Annotated in this window: 13 protein-coding genes, 1 tRNA gene and 1 pseudogene; 10 read left to right on the top strand and 5 right to left on the bottom strand. The window is 68.5% G+C overall.

Going from position 1 to position 15101, the window contains the following annotated elements:
• Positions 1-22: 22 nt before the first annotated feature.
• Entirely contained in the window at positions 23-538 is a 516-nt protein-coding gene (locus ACQP1K_RS22200) for a MerR family transcriptional regulator (RefSeq protein WP_433497626.1), read from the top strand.
• A gap of 91 nt (positions 539-629) precedes the next feature.
• Here the strand turns inward: ACQP1K_RS22200 and ACQP1K_RS22195 are convergent, their stop codons facing one another.
• The gene (locus ACQP1K_RS22195) at positions 630-2798 is read right to left on the bottom strand and encodes an ABC transporter ATP-binding protein (RefSeq protein ID WP_433497625.1); all 2169 of its coding nucleotides are present in this window, start codon (positions 2796-2798) and stop codon (positions 630-632) included.
• Between the two features lie 207 nt (positions 2799-3005).
• On the opposite strand from ACQP1K_RS22195, the gene ACQP1K_RS22190 reads away from it, so the two are divergent.
• From ACQP1K_RS22190 to ACQP1K_RS22180, 3 genes are all read left to right on the top strand, one after another.
• On the top strand, positions 3006-4286 hold the full coding sequence (locus tag ACQP1K_RS22190; protein WP_433497624.1) for an ABC transporter substrate-binding protein: 1281 nt from the start codon (positions 3006-3008) through the stop codon (positions 4284-4286).
• A 61-nt stretch (positions 4287-4347) separates the two neighbouring features.
• Positions 4348-5247, top strand: coding sequence for a carbohydrate ABC transporter permease (locus ACQP1K_RS22185; protein WP_433497623.1), 900 nt, complete (start codon positions 4348-4350; stop codon positions 5245-5247).
• On the top strand, positions 5244-6089 hold the full coding sequence (locus ACQP1K_RS22180) for a carbohydrate ABC transporter permease (RefSeq protein WP_433497622.1): 846 nt from the start codon (positions 5244-5246) through the stop codon (positions 6087-6089). Before ACQP1K_RS22185 ends, ACQP1K_RS22180 begins: the two co-directional genes overlap by 4 nt.
• Positions 6090-6164: 75 nt before the next feature.
• Here the strand turns inward: ACQP1K_RS22180 and ACQP1K_RS22175 are convergent, their stop codons facing one another.
• On the bottom strand, positions 6165-7223 hold the full coding sequence (locus ACQP1K_RS22175; protein ID WP_433497621.1) for a LacI family DNA-binding transcriptional regulator: 1059 nt from the start codon (positions 7221-7223) through the stop codon (positions 6165-6167).
• Between the two features lie 204 nt (positions 7224-7427).
• Here ACQP1K_RS22175 and ACQP1K_RS22170 point away from each other — a divergent pair.
• The 3 genes and pseudogenes from ACQP1K_RS22170 (at position 7428) to ACQP1K_RS22160 (ending at position 11450) form a co-directional block, all read left to right on the top strand.
• Positions 7428-8308: pseudogene (locus tag ACQP1K_RS22170) on the top strand (IS5 family transposase).
• A 172-nt stretch (positions 8309-8480) separates the two neighbouring features.
• Positions 8481-10097, top strand: a complete 1617-nt coding sequence (locus ACQP1K_RS22165; RefSeq protein ID WP_433497620.1) for a thiamine pyrophosphate-binding protein — start codon at positions 8481-8483, stop codon at positions 10095-10097.
• A 162-nt stretch (positions 10098-10259) separates the two neighbouring features.
• Positions 10260-11450, top strand: a complete 1191-nt coding sequence (locus ACQP1K_RS22160; protein WP_433497619.1) for an MFS transporter — start codon at positions 10260-10262, stop codon at positions 11448-11450.
• 3 nt (positions 11451-11453) lie between these two features.
• On the opposite strand, the gene ACQP1K_RS22155 is transcribed toward ACQP1K_RS22160, so the two are convergent.
• Entirely contained in the window at positions 11454-11825 is a 372-nt protein-coding gene (locus ACQP1K_RS22155; protein WP_433497618.1) for a phage holin family protein, read from the bottom strand.
• A 128-nt stretch (positions 11826-11953) separates the two neighbouring features.
• On the opposite strand from ACQP1K_RS22155, the gene ACQP1K_RS22150 reads away from it, so the two are divergent.
• The 3 genes from ACQP1K_RS22150 to ACQP1K_RS22140 all read left to right on the top strand — a co-directional run bounded on the left by ACQP1K_RS22150 (position 11954) and on the right by ACQP1K_RS22140 (position 13945).
• Complete coding sequence (locus ACQP1K_RS22150; RefSeq protein WP_433497617.1) at positions 11954-12229, top strand: hypothetical protein; 276 nt, start codon at positions 11954-11956, stop codon at positions 12227-12229.
• A 1000-nt stretch (positions 12230-13229) separates the two neighbouring features.
• Positions 13230-13778, top strand: a complete 549-nt coding sequence (locus ACQP1K_RS22145) for a hypothetical protein (protein ID WP_433497616.1) — start codon at positions 13230-13232, stop codon at positions 13776-13778.
• A gap of 93 nt (positions 13779-13871) precedes the next feature.
• Positions 13872-13945, top strand: a tRNA-Lys gene (locus ACQP1K_RS22140).
• Positions 13946-14048: 103 nt separating this feature from the next.
• Here the strand turns inward: ACQP1K_RS22140 and ACQP1K_RS22135 are convergent.
• The gene (locus ACQP1K_RS22135) at positions 14049-14486 is read right to left on the bottom strand and encodes a protein-tyrosine phosphatase family protein (protein WP_433497615.1); all 438 of its coding nucleotides are present in this window, start codon (positions 14484-14486) and stop codon (positions 14049-14051) included.
• Positions 14487-14546: 60 nt separating this feature from the next.
• Complete coding sequence (locus tag ACQP1K_RS22130; RefSeq protein ID WP_433497614.1) at positions 14547-15053, bottom strand: DUF6461 domain-containing protein; 507 nt, start codon at positions 15051-15053, stop codon at positions 14547-14549.
• Positions 15054-15101: the final 48 nt, after the last annotated feature.

Genomic DNA, 15101 nt, shown 5'->3' with positions numbered 1-15101 from the left:
TGCGGGGAGGAGGAGGGCGATCATGGGGAGGAGGAGCGTGCCGGTGCTCGTCATGGCCGCCGGAGCGGGCCGGACGCATGGCGCCGTTTGCTGTGCCAGGATCGGTGGCGTGGTTGTCTACACACCAGGACAGGTCGTAGAGGAGACCGGGTTCAGCCTCGACACCCTTCGTTACTACGAGCGGATCGGGTTGCTCGAACCGATCGGCCGTAACGCGGCCGGTCAGCGACGGTTCACGGAGGACGATGTCAGCTGGCTGGGCATGGTCCGCTGTCTGCGTGACACCGGGATGCCGATCGCGGAGATGGTGCGCTTCGCCCAGTTGGTACGGCAGGGTGAGCACACGATCAGGGACCGCATCGCCCTGCTGGAGGCGCACGACCGCAAGGTCGAGGCTCAGATCGAGGATCTGCGGCACAAGCACGGGGCGGTCCGTCAGAAGATCCAGTATTACAAGGACGTGCTGGGAGGGCCGGTCTTGACCGGGGTCTCGGCGCAGGAAGACGTCCGTGGACAGAGCGTGCCCGCCACGATGTGAGACCGCGGAGGACGGTGAGGAGCGCGGTTCCTCCCGGCGCGGTTCCCGCACCTGGCCGTGGGGGATGTGAGGGAAGCGGGTTCGGGGGAATTCAGGTCGTCTGGTACGCCTGAGCCTGTAGTCCGTACAGATCGGCGTAGAGGCCATCGAGGGCCATCAGTTCCTGATGTGTGCCATGTTCCACGACCTCACCGTGATCGAGCACGTAGATCCGGTCGGCGTAGCGCACGCTGGCGAGCCGGTGCGTGATGAGCAGGACCGTGCGGCCGTCGGCGTGCCGTCTGATCCGCTCGAACAGTGCGTACTCGGCGCGGGCGTCCAGTGCCGCCGTGGGTTCGTCGCAGATCAGCAGCGGCGCGTCCCGATAGAAGCCGCGGGCGATCGCGATGCGCTGCCACTGTCCGCCGGACAACTCGTGCCCGTCTTTGAAACGGCGGTCGAGCAGCGTGCGATAGCCGTACGGAAGCTCCTCGATGACCTGGTCGGCTCCGGCGACCTCGGCGGCGCGGATCACCGCGTCCCCGCCCTTCTCCATGCCCATCGTGATGTTGTGCCGGGCCGTGAGCGGCCATCTGGTGTGATCCTGGGCGATCACCGCGATCCGGCCCCTGAGCCGATGCGGGTCCACCCCGCTCACGTCTGTTTCGTCCCACATGACGCGGCCGGTGTCCGGCTCGTACAGCCCGGCGAGGATCTTGGCCAATGTGGTCTTGCCCGAGCCGTTCTCTCCGACGAGGGCCACGACCTCGCCCTGGTCGATCCGTACGGACACGCCACGTAGTGCCGGTCTGTCGGCGCCGGGATAGGAGAAGAGCACGTCCTCCACCGAGATGCGACGGAAATCGGCGGGGGCCTCCCCGGACCGGTGCGTCGGGATCCGCGCCTGAGCCTGGGCCACGAAGTCGAGAAAATCCGTGAAATAGAGCCCTTCCTCATAGAGCCGGTTGGTCGCGAACATGAAGTTCGCCAGCGATGACTGGCCCGAGCGGATGGCGAGCACGGCGGTGCCGGCCACGGCGAGAGGCACGGCGCCGACCGCGAGGAGCACGCCGAGCGCCACATAGACGACGCCCTGACCGATGCCGCTGAGCGCCTCGCCGACGATCCTGGCGACCGTCTGCCGGCGGGCCAGGTCGATCATCACCTTCTGCTCGCCCCGGGCTACCCGGTCGTGCATCCGCAGCAGGAAGCCGCGCATGGTGAACGTCCGGACCTCGGCGGCGGTGTCCTTGTCCGCGAGCAGGTCCGAGATGATCCACTTGCGGCGGCGGGCCGGCACGAGCAGAAGATCGGTGGCGTATCTCATCCGAGCCGCGCGGATCGCCGCCCATGCGTCGGGGACGACGGCCAGCAGGAGGAGCGGCAGAAGCACGGGGTGGAGCACGCCGAGGACTCCGGCCGCCGCGGCGATCCCGACCACGCCGGTGACCGCGTCGATCGCGGTGTCCACGACGGTGTCGGCCATCGCCATCCCGCGCAGCCGGGCACGCTGAAGGGAGTCGTGGAACTCCGGGTCGTCGAAGCAGACGAGGTCGACCTGGCTGGTCAGGCCGTAGAGGCGGGTCTCGGTGATGCGGCTTACCTGGGGGCCCAACCGGGACTGAGCCCAGCCGGCGCCCGACTGGAGCAGGGTCCGCATGACAGCGGCCGCGCCGACCAGCAGCAGACTGGGCAGCGCGGCGCGGACCCGGTCGGGAGTCGGGCCCGCCTCGAAGAGAGCGGTGAGCGCGCCGGTGGTGGCCAGCAGGCCGAAGGCCGTGAAGACGCCGCCGAGCATGCTCAACGTCACGGTGGCGATCGTGTCGCGTGGGCTCGCCTGCCACGCCATGCCGAGCGCCTGGCGGATCAGGCCGGGTAGCCTGCGCGCCACGGTGAGGAACCCGATCCCGGCCATCGTGTCCGCATGGCGGAACCACTGTGGCGAGTCGATCTCGGCCAGGGACGGCAGGTCGTCATCGTCGAGATCCTCGGCCGGAATCGTCCCCTTGGCGGTCGTCTCCGCCGTGATGGTCTCTGCTGTGTCCGTCTCCGCCGTGGTGGTGGTCCCCATGGCGGTCGTCCCCGCCGTGGTGGCCGTCTCCGCCGTGGGGGTCGTCCCTGTGGTGGCCGTCCCGGCTGTGTTCGTCTCGGTCGGGGACGTTCCCGCCGTGGTCGTCCCTCCAGCGGATGTCCCCGCCGTGGTCGTCCCGGCCGGGTCGCTTTCCGCCGGGTCGCTTTCCGCCGGGTCGCTTTCCGTGGGGGCGGTGTCGGGAGCCGTCATAGATGCAGTTTGAACGTGGGGACCGACAGGTTCACCGGCTTTCCCGGACAAGGCCGGTGGAACTTTCACGATGCAGAGACGTTATCCGGACAAACTTGACGCCGAGCCTGCGGAGGTGGGTTGATGAAGCCTTGCTGACAACGTTGTCACCAATACGTACGTATCTCGGGACCCGGTGTCATCACGAGAACGTGAAGGGATGTTGCGATGAGACGACGGTGGATGGCGGCCGTCGCGGTCTCTGTGGCCGGTCTGCTCACTCTCACCGCCTGCGGCGGCGCGAAGGAGAGCGGAGGGGGTGAGGCCGCACACAAGAAGGTCGAGGTCTTCTCGTGGTGGACGGGCCCAGGCGAGGCCGACGGCCTGAAGGCGATGCGTGAGATCTTCGCCAAGCAGAACCCGGATTTCGAGTTCTTCGACGCCGCCGTCGCGGGCGGCTCCGGTGACCAGGCCCGGGCGTTGCTGTCGAGCAAGCTGCAGGCCAACCAGCCGCCGGACACCTTCCAGGGGCACGCGGGCGCCGAGCTCCTGGGATACATCGAGGGCGGCAAGCTCGAATCGGTCAACTTCCTCTACGACGAGCTCAAGCTGAAGGACGTCTTCCCGCCGCAGCTCATCGACCAGATCTCGGTCCAGGGTCAGATCTACTCGGTGCCGGTGAACATCCACCGGTCGAACGTCCTCTGGTACAACCCGTCCGTACTGCAGGAGGCCGGGGTCGAAGGCGCGCCGGCGACCATCGACGAGTTCGTCGCCGACCTCGAGAAGGTGAAGAAGACCGGGAAGATCCCGCTGTCGATCGGCTCGCAGTGGACCGTCGTCCACCTGCTCGAGAGCGTGCTGCTCGGCTCGCTCGGCACCGATGCATACAACCGGCTCTGGGAGCCGAACGCCGACTGGTCGAGCGCCGAGGTCACCAAGGCGCTGGAGAACTTCAAGGTGATCCTGTCGTACGCCGGGACCCCGCAGGAGGACTGGCAGCCGGCGGCCAAGCAGGTCGCCGACGGCGAGGCCGCTTTCAACATCATGGGCGACTGGGCCTACGGCTACTTCCACAACCCGCCGGCGGGCGGTCTCGGCAAGGAGTCGCACAAGGACTTCGACTGGGCGGCCTCGCCGGGCACCGATGGCACGTTCATGTGGCTGTCGGACAGCTTCACGCTGCCCAAGGGCTCGCCCAACCGGAACGGCGCGATCGCGTGGCTGAAGGTGGCGGCCGGCAAGGAGGGCCAGGACGCCTTCAACCCGCTGAAGGGATCGATCCCGGCCCGCACCGACGCCGACAAGTCCCTCTACCAGGACTACCTGGGCTGGAGCCTGGAGGAGTGGTCGAAGGACAAGCTCGCCGGTTCGATCCAGCACGGCGTGGTGGCCAACGACGCCTGGCGCAGCGCGATCAACGACGCGGTCGGCCTGTTCCAGCAGAGCCAGAACGTGGCCAAGCTCCAGGAGGCGCTGGTCTCCGCCGCGAAGAACAACAACCAGTGAGTTGATCTACTTGTACGGCTCACGCCATCGCGACGGCGTGAGCCGTACATGATCTTGTGAGGTGGAAGTGACGACGCGCGTGCGCAGATGGCTGCCCGGGCTGCTCCTGGTGTCGCCGTCGATCGTCCTCATCGCCGTCTTCGTGTACGGCCTGCTGGGGTGGAACTTCAAGGTCGCGATGACCGACAAGCACAACGAGATCGCCGAGATTCCCGGCAATTTCGTCGGGCTGGAGAACTTCGTCAGCATCTGGAGCGAGGAACGCTGGGGCCTGTCGGTCCGGCACTCGATCATTTTCACCGCTGTCTTCGTCGGCGGCGCGCTCGTCCTCGGCTGGTTCCTGGCGTTCCTGATGGAGAAGGGGATCAGGGGCGAGGGCGGGTTCCGGGCGATCTACCTGTTCCCGATGGCGATCTCGTTCATCGCCACCGGCGTCGTGTGGCGGTGGCTGATGAACAGCGCCACGGGGGAGCGGGCGGTCGGGCTCAACCGGCTGTTCGGCTACCTCGGGCTGGACTTCCTGCAGTGGCAGTGGTTCCGGGACCCCGATTGGGGGATGGCCGCGATGGCCGTTCCGGCGATCTGGCAGATGTCCGGATACATCATGGCGCTGTTCCTGGCCGGATTCCGCGGCGTGCCCGAGGAGCTCCGTGAGGCCGCCCGCGTCGACGGATGCAACGAATGGCAGGTCTACCGGCGGGTGATCCTGCCGATGCTCCGCCCGGTCACGCTGTCGGCACTGATCATTCTCGGGCACATCTCGCTCAAGGTCTTCGATCTCGTGGTCGCGGTGTCGGGCAAGCAGATCATCACGGACGTGCCGGCGACGTTCATGTGGACCGCGGTCTTCGACGCGCACGACCCGGCCAAGGGCGCGACCATCGCCGCCTACATCGTGCTGTCCGTGGTGATCTTCATCGTGCCCTACCTGATCTGGAACGCCAGAAAGGGGAACCGATGACGCGCGGCAGGACGCGGGCCGCCCGCTGGGTGCGACTGGGCCTGCTGGTCCTGTTCGTGGTGGTGTTCCTGATCCCGGTCTATGTGCTGCTGGTCACCAGCTTCAAGCCGCTCAGCGAGGCCGACCCCGGTCAGGCGTGGAATCTCCCCAAGGTCTGGACCGTCGAGGCCTGGCGCGTCGCGTGGGAGAAGCTCGAACCCGGAATACTCAACAGCTTCCTGCTCGCGATCCCCGGTTCGCTGCTCTCGGCCGCGCTCGGCTCGATGAACGGGTACGTCCTGTCGAAGTGGCGTTTCCCGGGGGCGGACGTGGTGTTCACGCTGTTCCTGTTCGGGATGTTCATTCCGTACCAGGGGGTGATGATCCCGCTGGTCCAGCTCATGGTCGATCTGGGCGACTGGGTCAACCTGGATCTGTACGGCGGTATCCCGGGACTGACCCTCGTTCACGTCGTGTACGGAATCCCGATCTGCACGCTGATCTTCCGGAACTACTACGTCACGATCCCGGATGAACTGATCGAGGCGTCCCGGGTCGACGGTGCGGGGATGCTGCGCACGTTCTGGTCGATCGTCCTCCCGGTCTCGGGGCCCGCGTTCGCCGTCGTGATCATCTGGCAGTTCACCTCGATGTGGAACGACTTCCTGTTCGCGGTGTTCCTGACCGGCCCGACGTCATGGCCCGCCACGGTGATGCTGAACAACATCGCGGGCGCCCAGACCGTGCCGTACAGCCAGCAGATGGCCGCCGCGATCCTCGCGTCGATCCCCACCATGGTCGTCTACGTGCTGCTGGGGAGGTTCTTCATGCGCGGCCTGATGGCCGGCGCGCTGAAGGGCTGACCATGCCCGGGTTGACCACGCCCGGGTTGATCTGGCCGGGTCAGGGGGCGGGTTGCGCCAGGGAGCCGGGCCGGGTCAGGGGGCCGTTTCGCCGGAGCCACGCTCGATGAGCCGGATGGGCAACTCCAGGCGCAGGACCGGCCCGGCGTGCCCGGACAGGCGCCGGAACAGCATCTCGGCCGCCGTCAGGCCGAGCCGGGACGGGTCCTGCGCCACGATCGTGACGCCGAGCAGGTCGGCCAGTTCGAAGTCGTCGAAGCCGACCAGCGCCAGGCCGGCCAGGCGCCCCGGACCGTGGCGTACGCGCCCGTGGTTCGGGGGGCGGCGGGCCGCGATCGCGTCGAGGACCCGAAGGGCCGCCACCGTGGTCCGGCCGTTGCCGGTGAAAAGCGCGGTCGGCGGGTCCGGCAGCGCGAGCAGTCGTTCGACGACGGCGCACACCCGCTCCTGGTCCGGGTGCCCCATCGCGACGAGGCTCTCGTCGTACGGCAAACCGGCGGCGGCCAGGGCCTCTCGATAGCCGCGCAGCCGCTCGACCGCGGTGAAGATGGCGGGCGAGTCGGCCAGGAAGCCGATGCGCCGGTGCCCGTGTGCGATCAGGTGGGCGACGCCGGTACGCGAACCGCCCGCGTTGTCGCTCAGCACGGAGTCGGCGCGGCATCCCGCGCCCGGGGGACGGTCGGCGAAGACGGCCTTGATGCCGGCGTCGAATTCGGGAGCCAGGTAGCCGTGGTCGGTCGCGGCGGGCACGATGATCAGCCCGTCGACCTGGCGGGCGCAGAAGGCGAGCACCAGATCACGCTCTCTGGCGGGATCCTCCCCGGAGGAGCCGGTGAAGAGGAAGTGATCGTGACGCAGCGCGACATCCTCGACCGCGCGGCTGAGCTCGGCGTAGAACGGGTCGGCCACATCCTCGATCACCAGGCCGATGCTCGCGGTGCGGCCCCGGCGCAGCGTACGCGCGCTGTCGTTGCGCCGGTAGCCGAGCCGGTCGATCGCGGCCCGGACCCGCTCCGCCGTGGCCGGGTTGACCCCCGGCTCGCTGTTGACCACACGGGAGACGGTCTTCAGCGCCACGCCCGCGGCCGCCGCCACGTCGTTCATGGTCGGCCGACCGGATCGCTTCTCTCCCACGGTTCTGATCGTCCCGTATCACGGACGGTGGTGACAACGTTGTCAGGTCCTCGTTCCGCCTAGGGCGTGTATCGAAGTCCGGGTGGTGCCTGAGCACGGTTGACGCGTCGGAGAGGTCGTAGATCGACAACATAAGAGGTCTCCGGTAAGTGGTTAGTCGACCAAGAAAAACCTGAAACCGGAGACCTCGTGGCCACCTTAGCGGTGACACGGCGGTTCGACCTCACCGATGCGCAGTGGGCGGTACTGGAGCCGCTGCTACCAGCGCCGAAACGGTCGGGCCGGCCATCGCTGTTCAGCAAGCGGCAGCTGATCGACGGGATCCGCTGGCGGGTACGGGTCGGCGCCCCCTGGCGGGATGTGCCCGCCTGCTACGGATCCTGGCCGGCGGTGTATGCGCTGTTTCGGCGCTATCAACGGGACGGCACCTGGCAGCAGATCCTGACTGCCTTGCAGGCGCAGGCGGACGCGGCCGGACGCATCACCTGGGACGTCAGCGTGGACTCCACCATCGCTCGTGTGCATCAGCACGCCGCCGGGGCGCGGAAAAGGGGGATCTGCAGGCCGAGCCGCCCGGCGGCAGGTACGGCGCCGAGCCGGCCGATCACGGGCTGGGGCGTTCTCGTGGCGGGCTGACCACCAAAGTGCATCTGGCCTGCGAGCAGGGGCAAAAGCCGCTGGCCATCGTGCTGACCGCGGGACAGCGCGGCGACAGCCCGCAGTTCACCGCGGTCATCGCCGGTATCCGGGTGCCCCGGCTGGGCGGCGGGCGCCCCCGCACCCGCCCCGACCGCGTCCTTGCCGACAAGGCCTACACCTCCACGGCCAACCGCGCCTACCTGCGCCGCCGCGGGATCAAGGCCACCATCCCCAGCAAGACCGACCAGGACGCCAACCGCCGCGCCAAAGGATCCAAGGGCGGGCGGCCACCCGCCTTCGACCCGCAGATCTACAAGCAGCGGCATGCGGTGGAGTGCGGCATCAACCGGCTCAAACGCCACCGCGCTGTCGCCACCCGATACGACAAACTCGCCGTCCGCTACGAAGCCACGGTCCTCATCGCCGCACTCAACGAATGGCTCTGACCGACTTTGATACAGGCCCTAGTAAACATGTCTGTTCTCCGGCACCGGTCGCCGGAGGGCGATTGACGGGTCTGTGCCGGTGGCGTAATTTCCACAATCGGTACGGGTGAAGAACGATCGTTCGGCTGGCGAACGGTTGATGTCGACGCATGCCTGTCGCGAAGGAGAGCCGATGAGCACGGGCTCGATGACCACCGTGAGCGATGCCGTGTTCGACGTGCTCCGCCGCACCGGCATGACGACGATCTTCAGCAACCCCGGTTCCACCGAGATCCCGATGCTGGCCGGACTGCCCGGTGATCTGGACTTCGTGCTCGCCCTGCACGAGGGGTCGGTCGTGGGAATGGCGACGGGCTGGGCGATCGCCCACGGCCGCCCGGCCGTCGCGCTGCTCCACACCACGGCGGGGCTCGGGAACGCGGTCTCCGCCATCGCGACGGCCCGGGTCAACCGAGCCCCGGTCGTGGTCGTCGTCGGCCAGCAGGACCGGCGGCATCTCGCGCTGGAACCGTTTCTCGCCGGGCGGCTGCACGGCCTTGCCGGGGACTACCCCGTTTGGACCGACCACCCCCTGCGCGCACAGGACGTGCCGGGCGCCATCGCCCGCGCCCGGCACGAGGCCGTCACCGGCCGCGGCCCGGCGCTGGTGATCGTGCCGATGGACGACTGGTCGGCGGAGTGGGACGGCACGGTCGAGGCCGCGCCGGCCACGGTGATGCGGCCGGTCGCTGTGGACGAGCGCGATCTCGCCCCGCTCGCCTCCCTGATCGCGGCGGCGGACTCGCCCGCGCTGGTGGTCGGAGCCGGCGCCGACTCGGCCGAGGCCTGGGCCGCCCTGACCTCGCTCGTCGAGCGGCTGGGCTGCCCCGTCTGGCAGGAGTCGTTCGGAGCAAGGGCCGGTTTCCCGCAGGACCACCCGCGGTTCGCCGGGTTCCTGCCCGCCGACCGCTCCGGACTGCGGGCGACGCTCAGGGGCCATGACGTGGTCCTGGTGGTCGGGGCCGCGGCGTTCCGGCAGTATCCGTACGAACCGGGGCCACTCGTCGACCCCGGCACGCGGATCGCGGTCGTGAGCGACGACCCCGCCGAGGTGCACCGCAGTCCCGCCGAGCTCGCCATGCTCGCAGATCCCGCGGCGGCCTGCGCGCGGCTCGCCGCCCTGGTCCCCGGACGGGCCCCCGCTCCGCCGGTCTTCCGGGCGCCGACCCCGCCGGTGCCCGCTCGTGCCGGTGAGCCGCTGCGTGCCGCACATGTCCTGCACGAGCTCGCCGTACGGCTCCCGCCGGAGGCGATCGTGGTGGAGGAGACCCCGTCGTCCCGGCCCGACCTGCATCGGCTGCTGCGGGCCCGGCGGCCGCTGGGGTTCGTCTCCGCGGCCATGGGCGGGCTCGGCTTCGCCCTCCCCGCGACGGTCGGGCTCCGCATGGCCCTGCCGCACCGGCCGGTGGTCGGCGTCGTCGGAGACGGATCGTCGATCTACGGCATCCAGGCGCTGTGGAGCGCGGCGCACTACCGGGTGGGCGCGCTCTTCGTCGTGCTCGCCAACGGCCGCTACGCGATCATGGACCGGCTGGCGGAGAAGAACGGCGCAGGCAAGGCTCCCTGGCCCGCGTTCACCGAGGTCAGCCTCTCGGCGATGGCCCGTTCTCTCGGCTGCCCGGCGATCCGGCTGGACTCCCATGCCGATCTCCTGGCCGCCCTCGACGAGGTCGTCCCCACGCTCGGCTCGCGTACGGAACCGCTGCTCCTCGACGTCGCCGTCACGCCCGACGCCGAGTTCCATCCCTAGCTCGTGGGTTCCATCCCCAGGGCGTGATCGGCGAGGCATGCCCTGCTACAGGCGGTTCAGACGGCGCATGCGCCACCCCACACAGAGTTCTCCCTCGGTCACCTTCCGGCCGTCCCAGGGCGGGGAAAGGTCGTCGCTGATCACCCTTATATGGTTTGGGGGATGATGAACCACCATCGGGTAGATCGTGGCCGTTTTCTGCTTTTAGTCGGGTTCGTCCTGGCGGGGTGGAACCTCCGGCCCGCGCTGGCCGGGGTGTCCCCGCTGCTGACCGACATCATGGGGGACCTCGGACTCACCGCGGCGCAGGGCGGGGCGATCACCACGGTCATGGTGGTCTGCCTCGGCCTGCTCGGTCCGCTGGCCCCGTTCCTCGCCAGCCGGGCCGGGCTCGACCGCACACTGCTCATCGGCCTGCTCGTCCTGGCGGTCGGGGTCGTCGTGCGCAGCGCCGGCGGTGTCGTCGCGCTCTACGGCGGGGCCGCCCTCGCCGGTGCGGCCATCGCGATCATGAACGTCATCATGCCGGCCATCGTGAGGCAGCACTTTCCCACCAGGATCGGACCGCTCACCGGTGTCTACGTCTCATGTCTGGTCGCGGGGGCGGCCGCGGCCTCGGCGGTCATGGTCCCGCTCGCCGAGGTGGTCGGCTGGCGGTCGGCCGCCGGGTCGGTGGCGCTGCTCGCGCTGGTCGCGGCCGGGCTGTGGTCGCTTCAGGCGTTCCGTACGCCGGCGCGGCGCGGCGAGCGCGCCCCCGGGCATCGGCCGTACCGGGCGCTGCTGCGCAGCAGGACCACCTGGCTCGTCACGGCGTTCATGGGGCTGCAGTCGCTGACGTTCTACATCATGCTGGCCTGGCTGCCGACGATCTTCCAATCCGCCGGCGTCGCGGCCGATCAGGCCGGATATCTGCTGGGACTGACGAACCTGGCCCAGATCGCGGCCACCCTGACCGTCCCCGTACACGCCGGAGCGGCTCGGTCCCAGGTCCCGCACGTGACGGTCGCCGCGCTTCTGACGATCGTCGGGTACGGCGGGGTCCTGCTCGCGCCGACGACGACGCCGTGGCTGTGGATGGTCATCCTGGGACTCGGTCAGGGCGCCTCGATCGCGCTCGCTCTGCTGATCATCGCGTTGCGCGCGCCGGATCCGGCCTCGGTGACCGCGCTGTCGGCTGTCGCGCAGTCGAGTGGCTACGTGCTGGCCGCCCTCGGGCCCGTGGCCATCGGACTGCTTCACCAGCTCTCCGGCGGCTGGCGGGTGCCGCTGCTCGCCGGGATCGGCGCATGCCTGCTCCAGCTCGCCTTCGGCATGCTCGCCGCCAGACCGCTGCCGGCGCACCCGAGGCCGTGAACCTCAGTCGTCTCCGAGGATCATGTTGAGGATCCAGCTGATCACACCGACGACGATCGCCCCCCAGAAGGCCGCCCAGAATCCGCTGACATGGAATGGAAGATCGATCTGCTCGGCCAGCCAGCTTGTCAGCAGCAGCAGGCCGGCGTTGACCACGAGGGCGAACAGGCCCAGCGTGAGCACGTAGAACGCACATCCGACGGTCTTGATGATCGGCTTGAGCACCGCGTTCACGATGCCGAAGATCAGCGCGACCGCGAGTAGGGTGACGATCTGCTTGGTGGTGGTGTCGGCGGAGACCGTGATGCCGTCCACCAGTTTCGTGGCCCCCCAGAGGGCTGCGGCGACGACCAGGATCTTGAGTAGGACCTTCACAGGAACGATACTTCCACGATCCGGCAAAGAACGCGCGGGTGAACGTGGCGAAGCCGCGTCCCGCCCTCCCGGCAGGGCATAAAAGACAGGCTCGGGGGAAGTCACCCTGGCTTGGGGGGTGAGGCCGGATGGATGAGCGAGAGATCGAGTCGCTGTCGGCCAGGGAACTGCACGACCGCGCCGTCCGCTATGCCGTACGCCATGGCGACTTCGGTTTTCTGTGGGACCTGCTCAAGGTGATTCCGGCGGCCGAGGCCGCGAGCGGGAAGGCCGACGAGACGACCAATGATCTCACTCGGGTCTCGGCCCTGCTCAGCGATGCGATGGCGGCCGGCGAGGGCCATCTCGGCGACGCACTGCGCCCCGTCTACGTCGAGTATTTGTCGAAGCACCCGGACGCCTGACGGGGTCCGGATGTAGGCCGAAAATCCACCTGCGTATGACGACTTCATGACAACCCCCCTTGTAGGCTTGAAGCAGATCCTCAGGGAAGAGGATCGGACAGACTTTCATGAAGAAAGGACGCGGATGGGGGAACGCGTCCGAGAAAGCGGGGGCCCGCCGGTGCCTTTGGGGAGGGCATGACTGGCGGAACCGCTTTGATCCGGAGCCGGGCAGTTGGGGGACTGCCCGGCTCCGGCGTTTTCCGGCCCGGTTTCTGCCGTCCCGCGTCGACAGGCACAGGCCGCCGGCTCGCTTAACGATCATTTTTCTATGCCAGGCGTGCTTTCCTTGATCTCCGCCCCTTGAACTCGGCGCGCTTCCCTGAGCCAGATGGGCCTCCTCCCTGAGCGCCGCCGATGAGATCGCTCTCTGTCGCACCCGGTCGTGGGTGGACCCGCATCGACAGCGGCCGCACGCCGTACGTCCTCGGCCCGTCCTCGGCTCGTCCTCCTCAAGGGGGGCGGGGCGAGCCGGGAGGAACGTGTCGCCTCCACCGGGTTCCTGATCCTGGCTTCCTGATGACCCTGGCTTCCTGATGCCCCTGGCTTCCTGATGACCCGAACTTCCTGACCGGGCTTCCTGACCTGTGCTTGGGGTAACCCGGTAGATCTTCTGGGCTTTATGGGCGTTTGGTTTTGCTCTGTCCTGACCTGTCCGGTAGCGTCCTATTTGTCATGAACGGGTTGTTCCTCCAGAGAGGAGATCTGCGTGGGGGACCCCATCCGCTGACTCAACGGATCACCGTCTGATCGACCCCGGCCCTCCGGCCGCATATCCCGATATCAGCGCCAGCAGCGCTCGGCACGGGTGATCGACCGATCTCGCCCGGCCCAAGGCCCCTTGTTCACGGCCCGCTGATCTACGGGTCTGCTCGATGTCTCCTGGCCTGCTTCTGTCGTCTCACGAAAGATCCCTATTCTCGTGTTCAAGTCTTGGTTTGGTCTGCGTAACAACCGAAGCGTGTCGAAACTGAGCGCCCTCGCGTGCACCGTCGTCGTCGGCGTCTCCCTCACGGCCGCCGCTCCCGCCCCGGTCGCGCCGGTTGTCAAGCCGGTCAGCCAGACCATTACGGCAATGGAAGACGCCGTCCCTGTGCGGGAGGAGGTCCTGCTCCGCGGCACCACCGTGGGTTCGTACTTCTGGGACGACGCCTCGGGCCGGAACGGGGACACCGGTCTGCCCGCGATCGGCCTGCCGATGCAGAAGGGCATGTTCGCCAGCCCGAGCTGGCCGCTCGGCACCGAGGGATACGTCATCTACAAGGGTAAGAAGGCCCACTTCTTCATCGGCGATCGAGGGCCGGGCGTTCCCTCTGAGCGGGGCGTCATGCTCGATATCGATGGTCAGACCTTCGCCGAGCTCGTCGGCGAGAGGTGGAACACCGACTCACTGACCGTCAGCGGCGACGAGGGCCACATCGAGGTGGACTACGTCGTGACCAAGTGGGGCGAGGGCCCCGGAACCCCGGGCAGGCCCCTCCCCTTCTCGTCGGGCGCCTGGCGAGGCTGAGCGGGTGATCGGGGGCTCCGGCCGCGGGGCTCCCGAGCTTATTTTCCGGTGTGCGCGCGGACTTCAGGAATGCTAGGGTTACGCACGTCGCCTGCGCCGCTAGCTCAGTTGGTTAGAGCAGCTGACTCTTAATCAGCGGGTCCGGGGTTCGAGTCCCTGGCGGCGCACAGATCGAAGACCCGGGTCGGTACGTCCGATCCGGGTCTTTCGTCATCCGAGGTCTTCCGTCGTTCAAGGTCTTGCGTCATTCGAGCGTCATTCAAGCGTCATTCAAGCGGAACCGCCGAAGCGTGCGACGAAACGGCGCTGCCAGGGTGTCTCCACGGCGCGTGCCGCATAGTGCCGCCTGACGTAGGCGACCGCCTCATCACCCTGCACTCCGTCCAGTACGGCCAGGCAGGCCAGCGCGGTGCCGGTGCGTCCGTATCCGCCGCCGCAGGCGATCTCCACGCGCTCGGTCTCCGCCCGTTTCCAGGCCTCGCGCAGTGCTTCGGCCGCCGCCGCACGGTCGGACGGCAGCCAGAAGTCGGGCCACCGGATCCAGCGGGTCTCCCACGCCACTGCCGGCGGTCGGCGGCCCAGCAGGTAGAGCGCGAAGACGGGCCGCGGCCCCTGGGGGAGCGGGTGTCTCAGCCCCCGGCCGCGTACGAGCCGCCCGGAAGGCAGACGCAGCACACCGGCCGCCGTGGGCTCCCAGGTAGTGATCACCTCGCCAGCCTAACTCCACCGGTCGACGCCGCCCGGGTCGCGTGTGACGTCGCGTGCGGATCACATGTAGCCGGAAAGCACGCCGGTGAGCGCGGGCTCGGCGTCGTCGCGAGGCAGAGTCAGACCGGTCGCCATCTCGGCCAGCTCGGCCGCCTTGACGAGATCGCCCTCGGCCTCCATGCCCAGGACGCGCATCTGCTCCAGCAGCCGATCGGGGTCGCCGCCCGAACGGTCGCCCGGCTGATCCGGTTCGAACTGAGTGATGATCACACCGTCCTCGGCGTACACGAAATCCTGGTCGAGGTTGACGTTGAAGAACACCGCGGCGGCCACCGTGCCCTTGCTGAGCTTGCCCATCACGTCGTCCAGAATCCCCGCGAAGCCGTTCGGCTCCACCAGGACCACCCCGCCGGCGACGGGAAACGCGGCGATCGCACCCTCGTCGTGACCCGCCTCCGCCTCAGGATCGACGGTCGCCTCCATTCGGGCGAACGCCTCCGCCGGGGACAGTCCCCGGACGTAGGTCACGCACACGGCCTCGTCGTCGTACCAGCCGCTCAAGTTCATGTGTCCAGGCCCCCTCACAATGGTGGGCCTGATCCTCGCACACGGCTC

Origin of the sequence: Sphaerimonospora sp. CA-214678, assembly GCF_050942215.1 — a bacterium.
Lineage (GTDB): Bacteria > Actinomycetota > Actinomycetes > Streptosporangiales > Streptosporangiaceae > Sphaerimonospora.
This window is presented reverse-complemented; position numbering and strand designations above follow the sequence as displayed.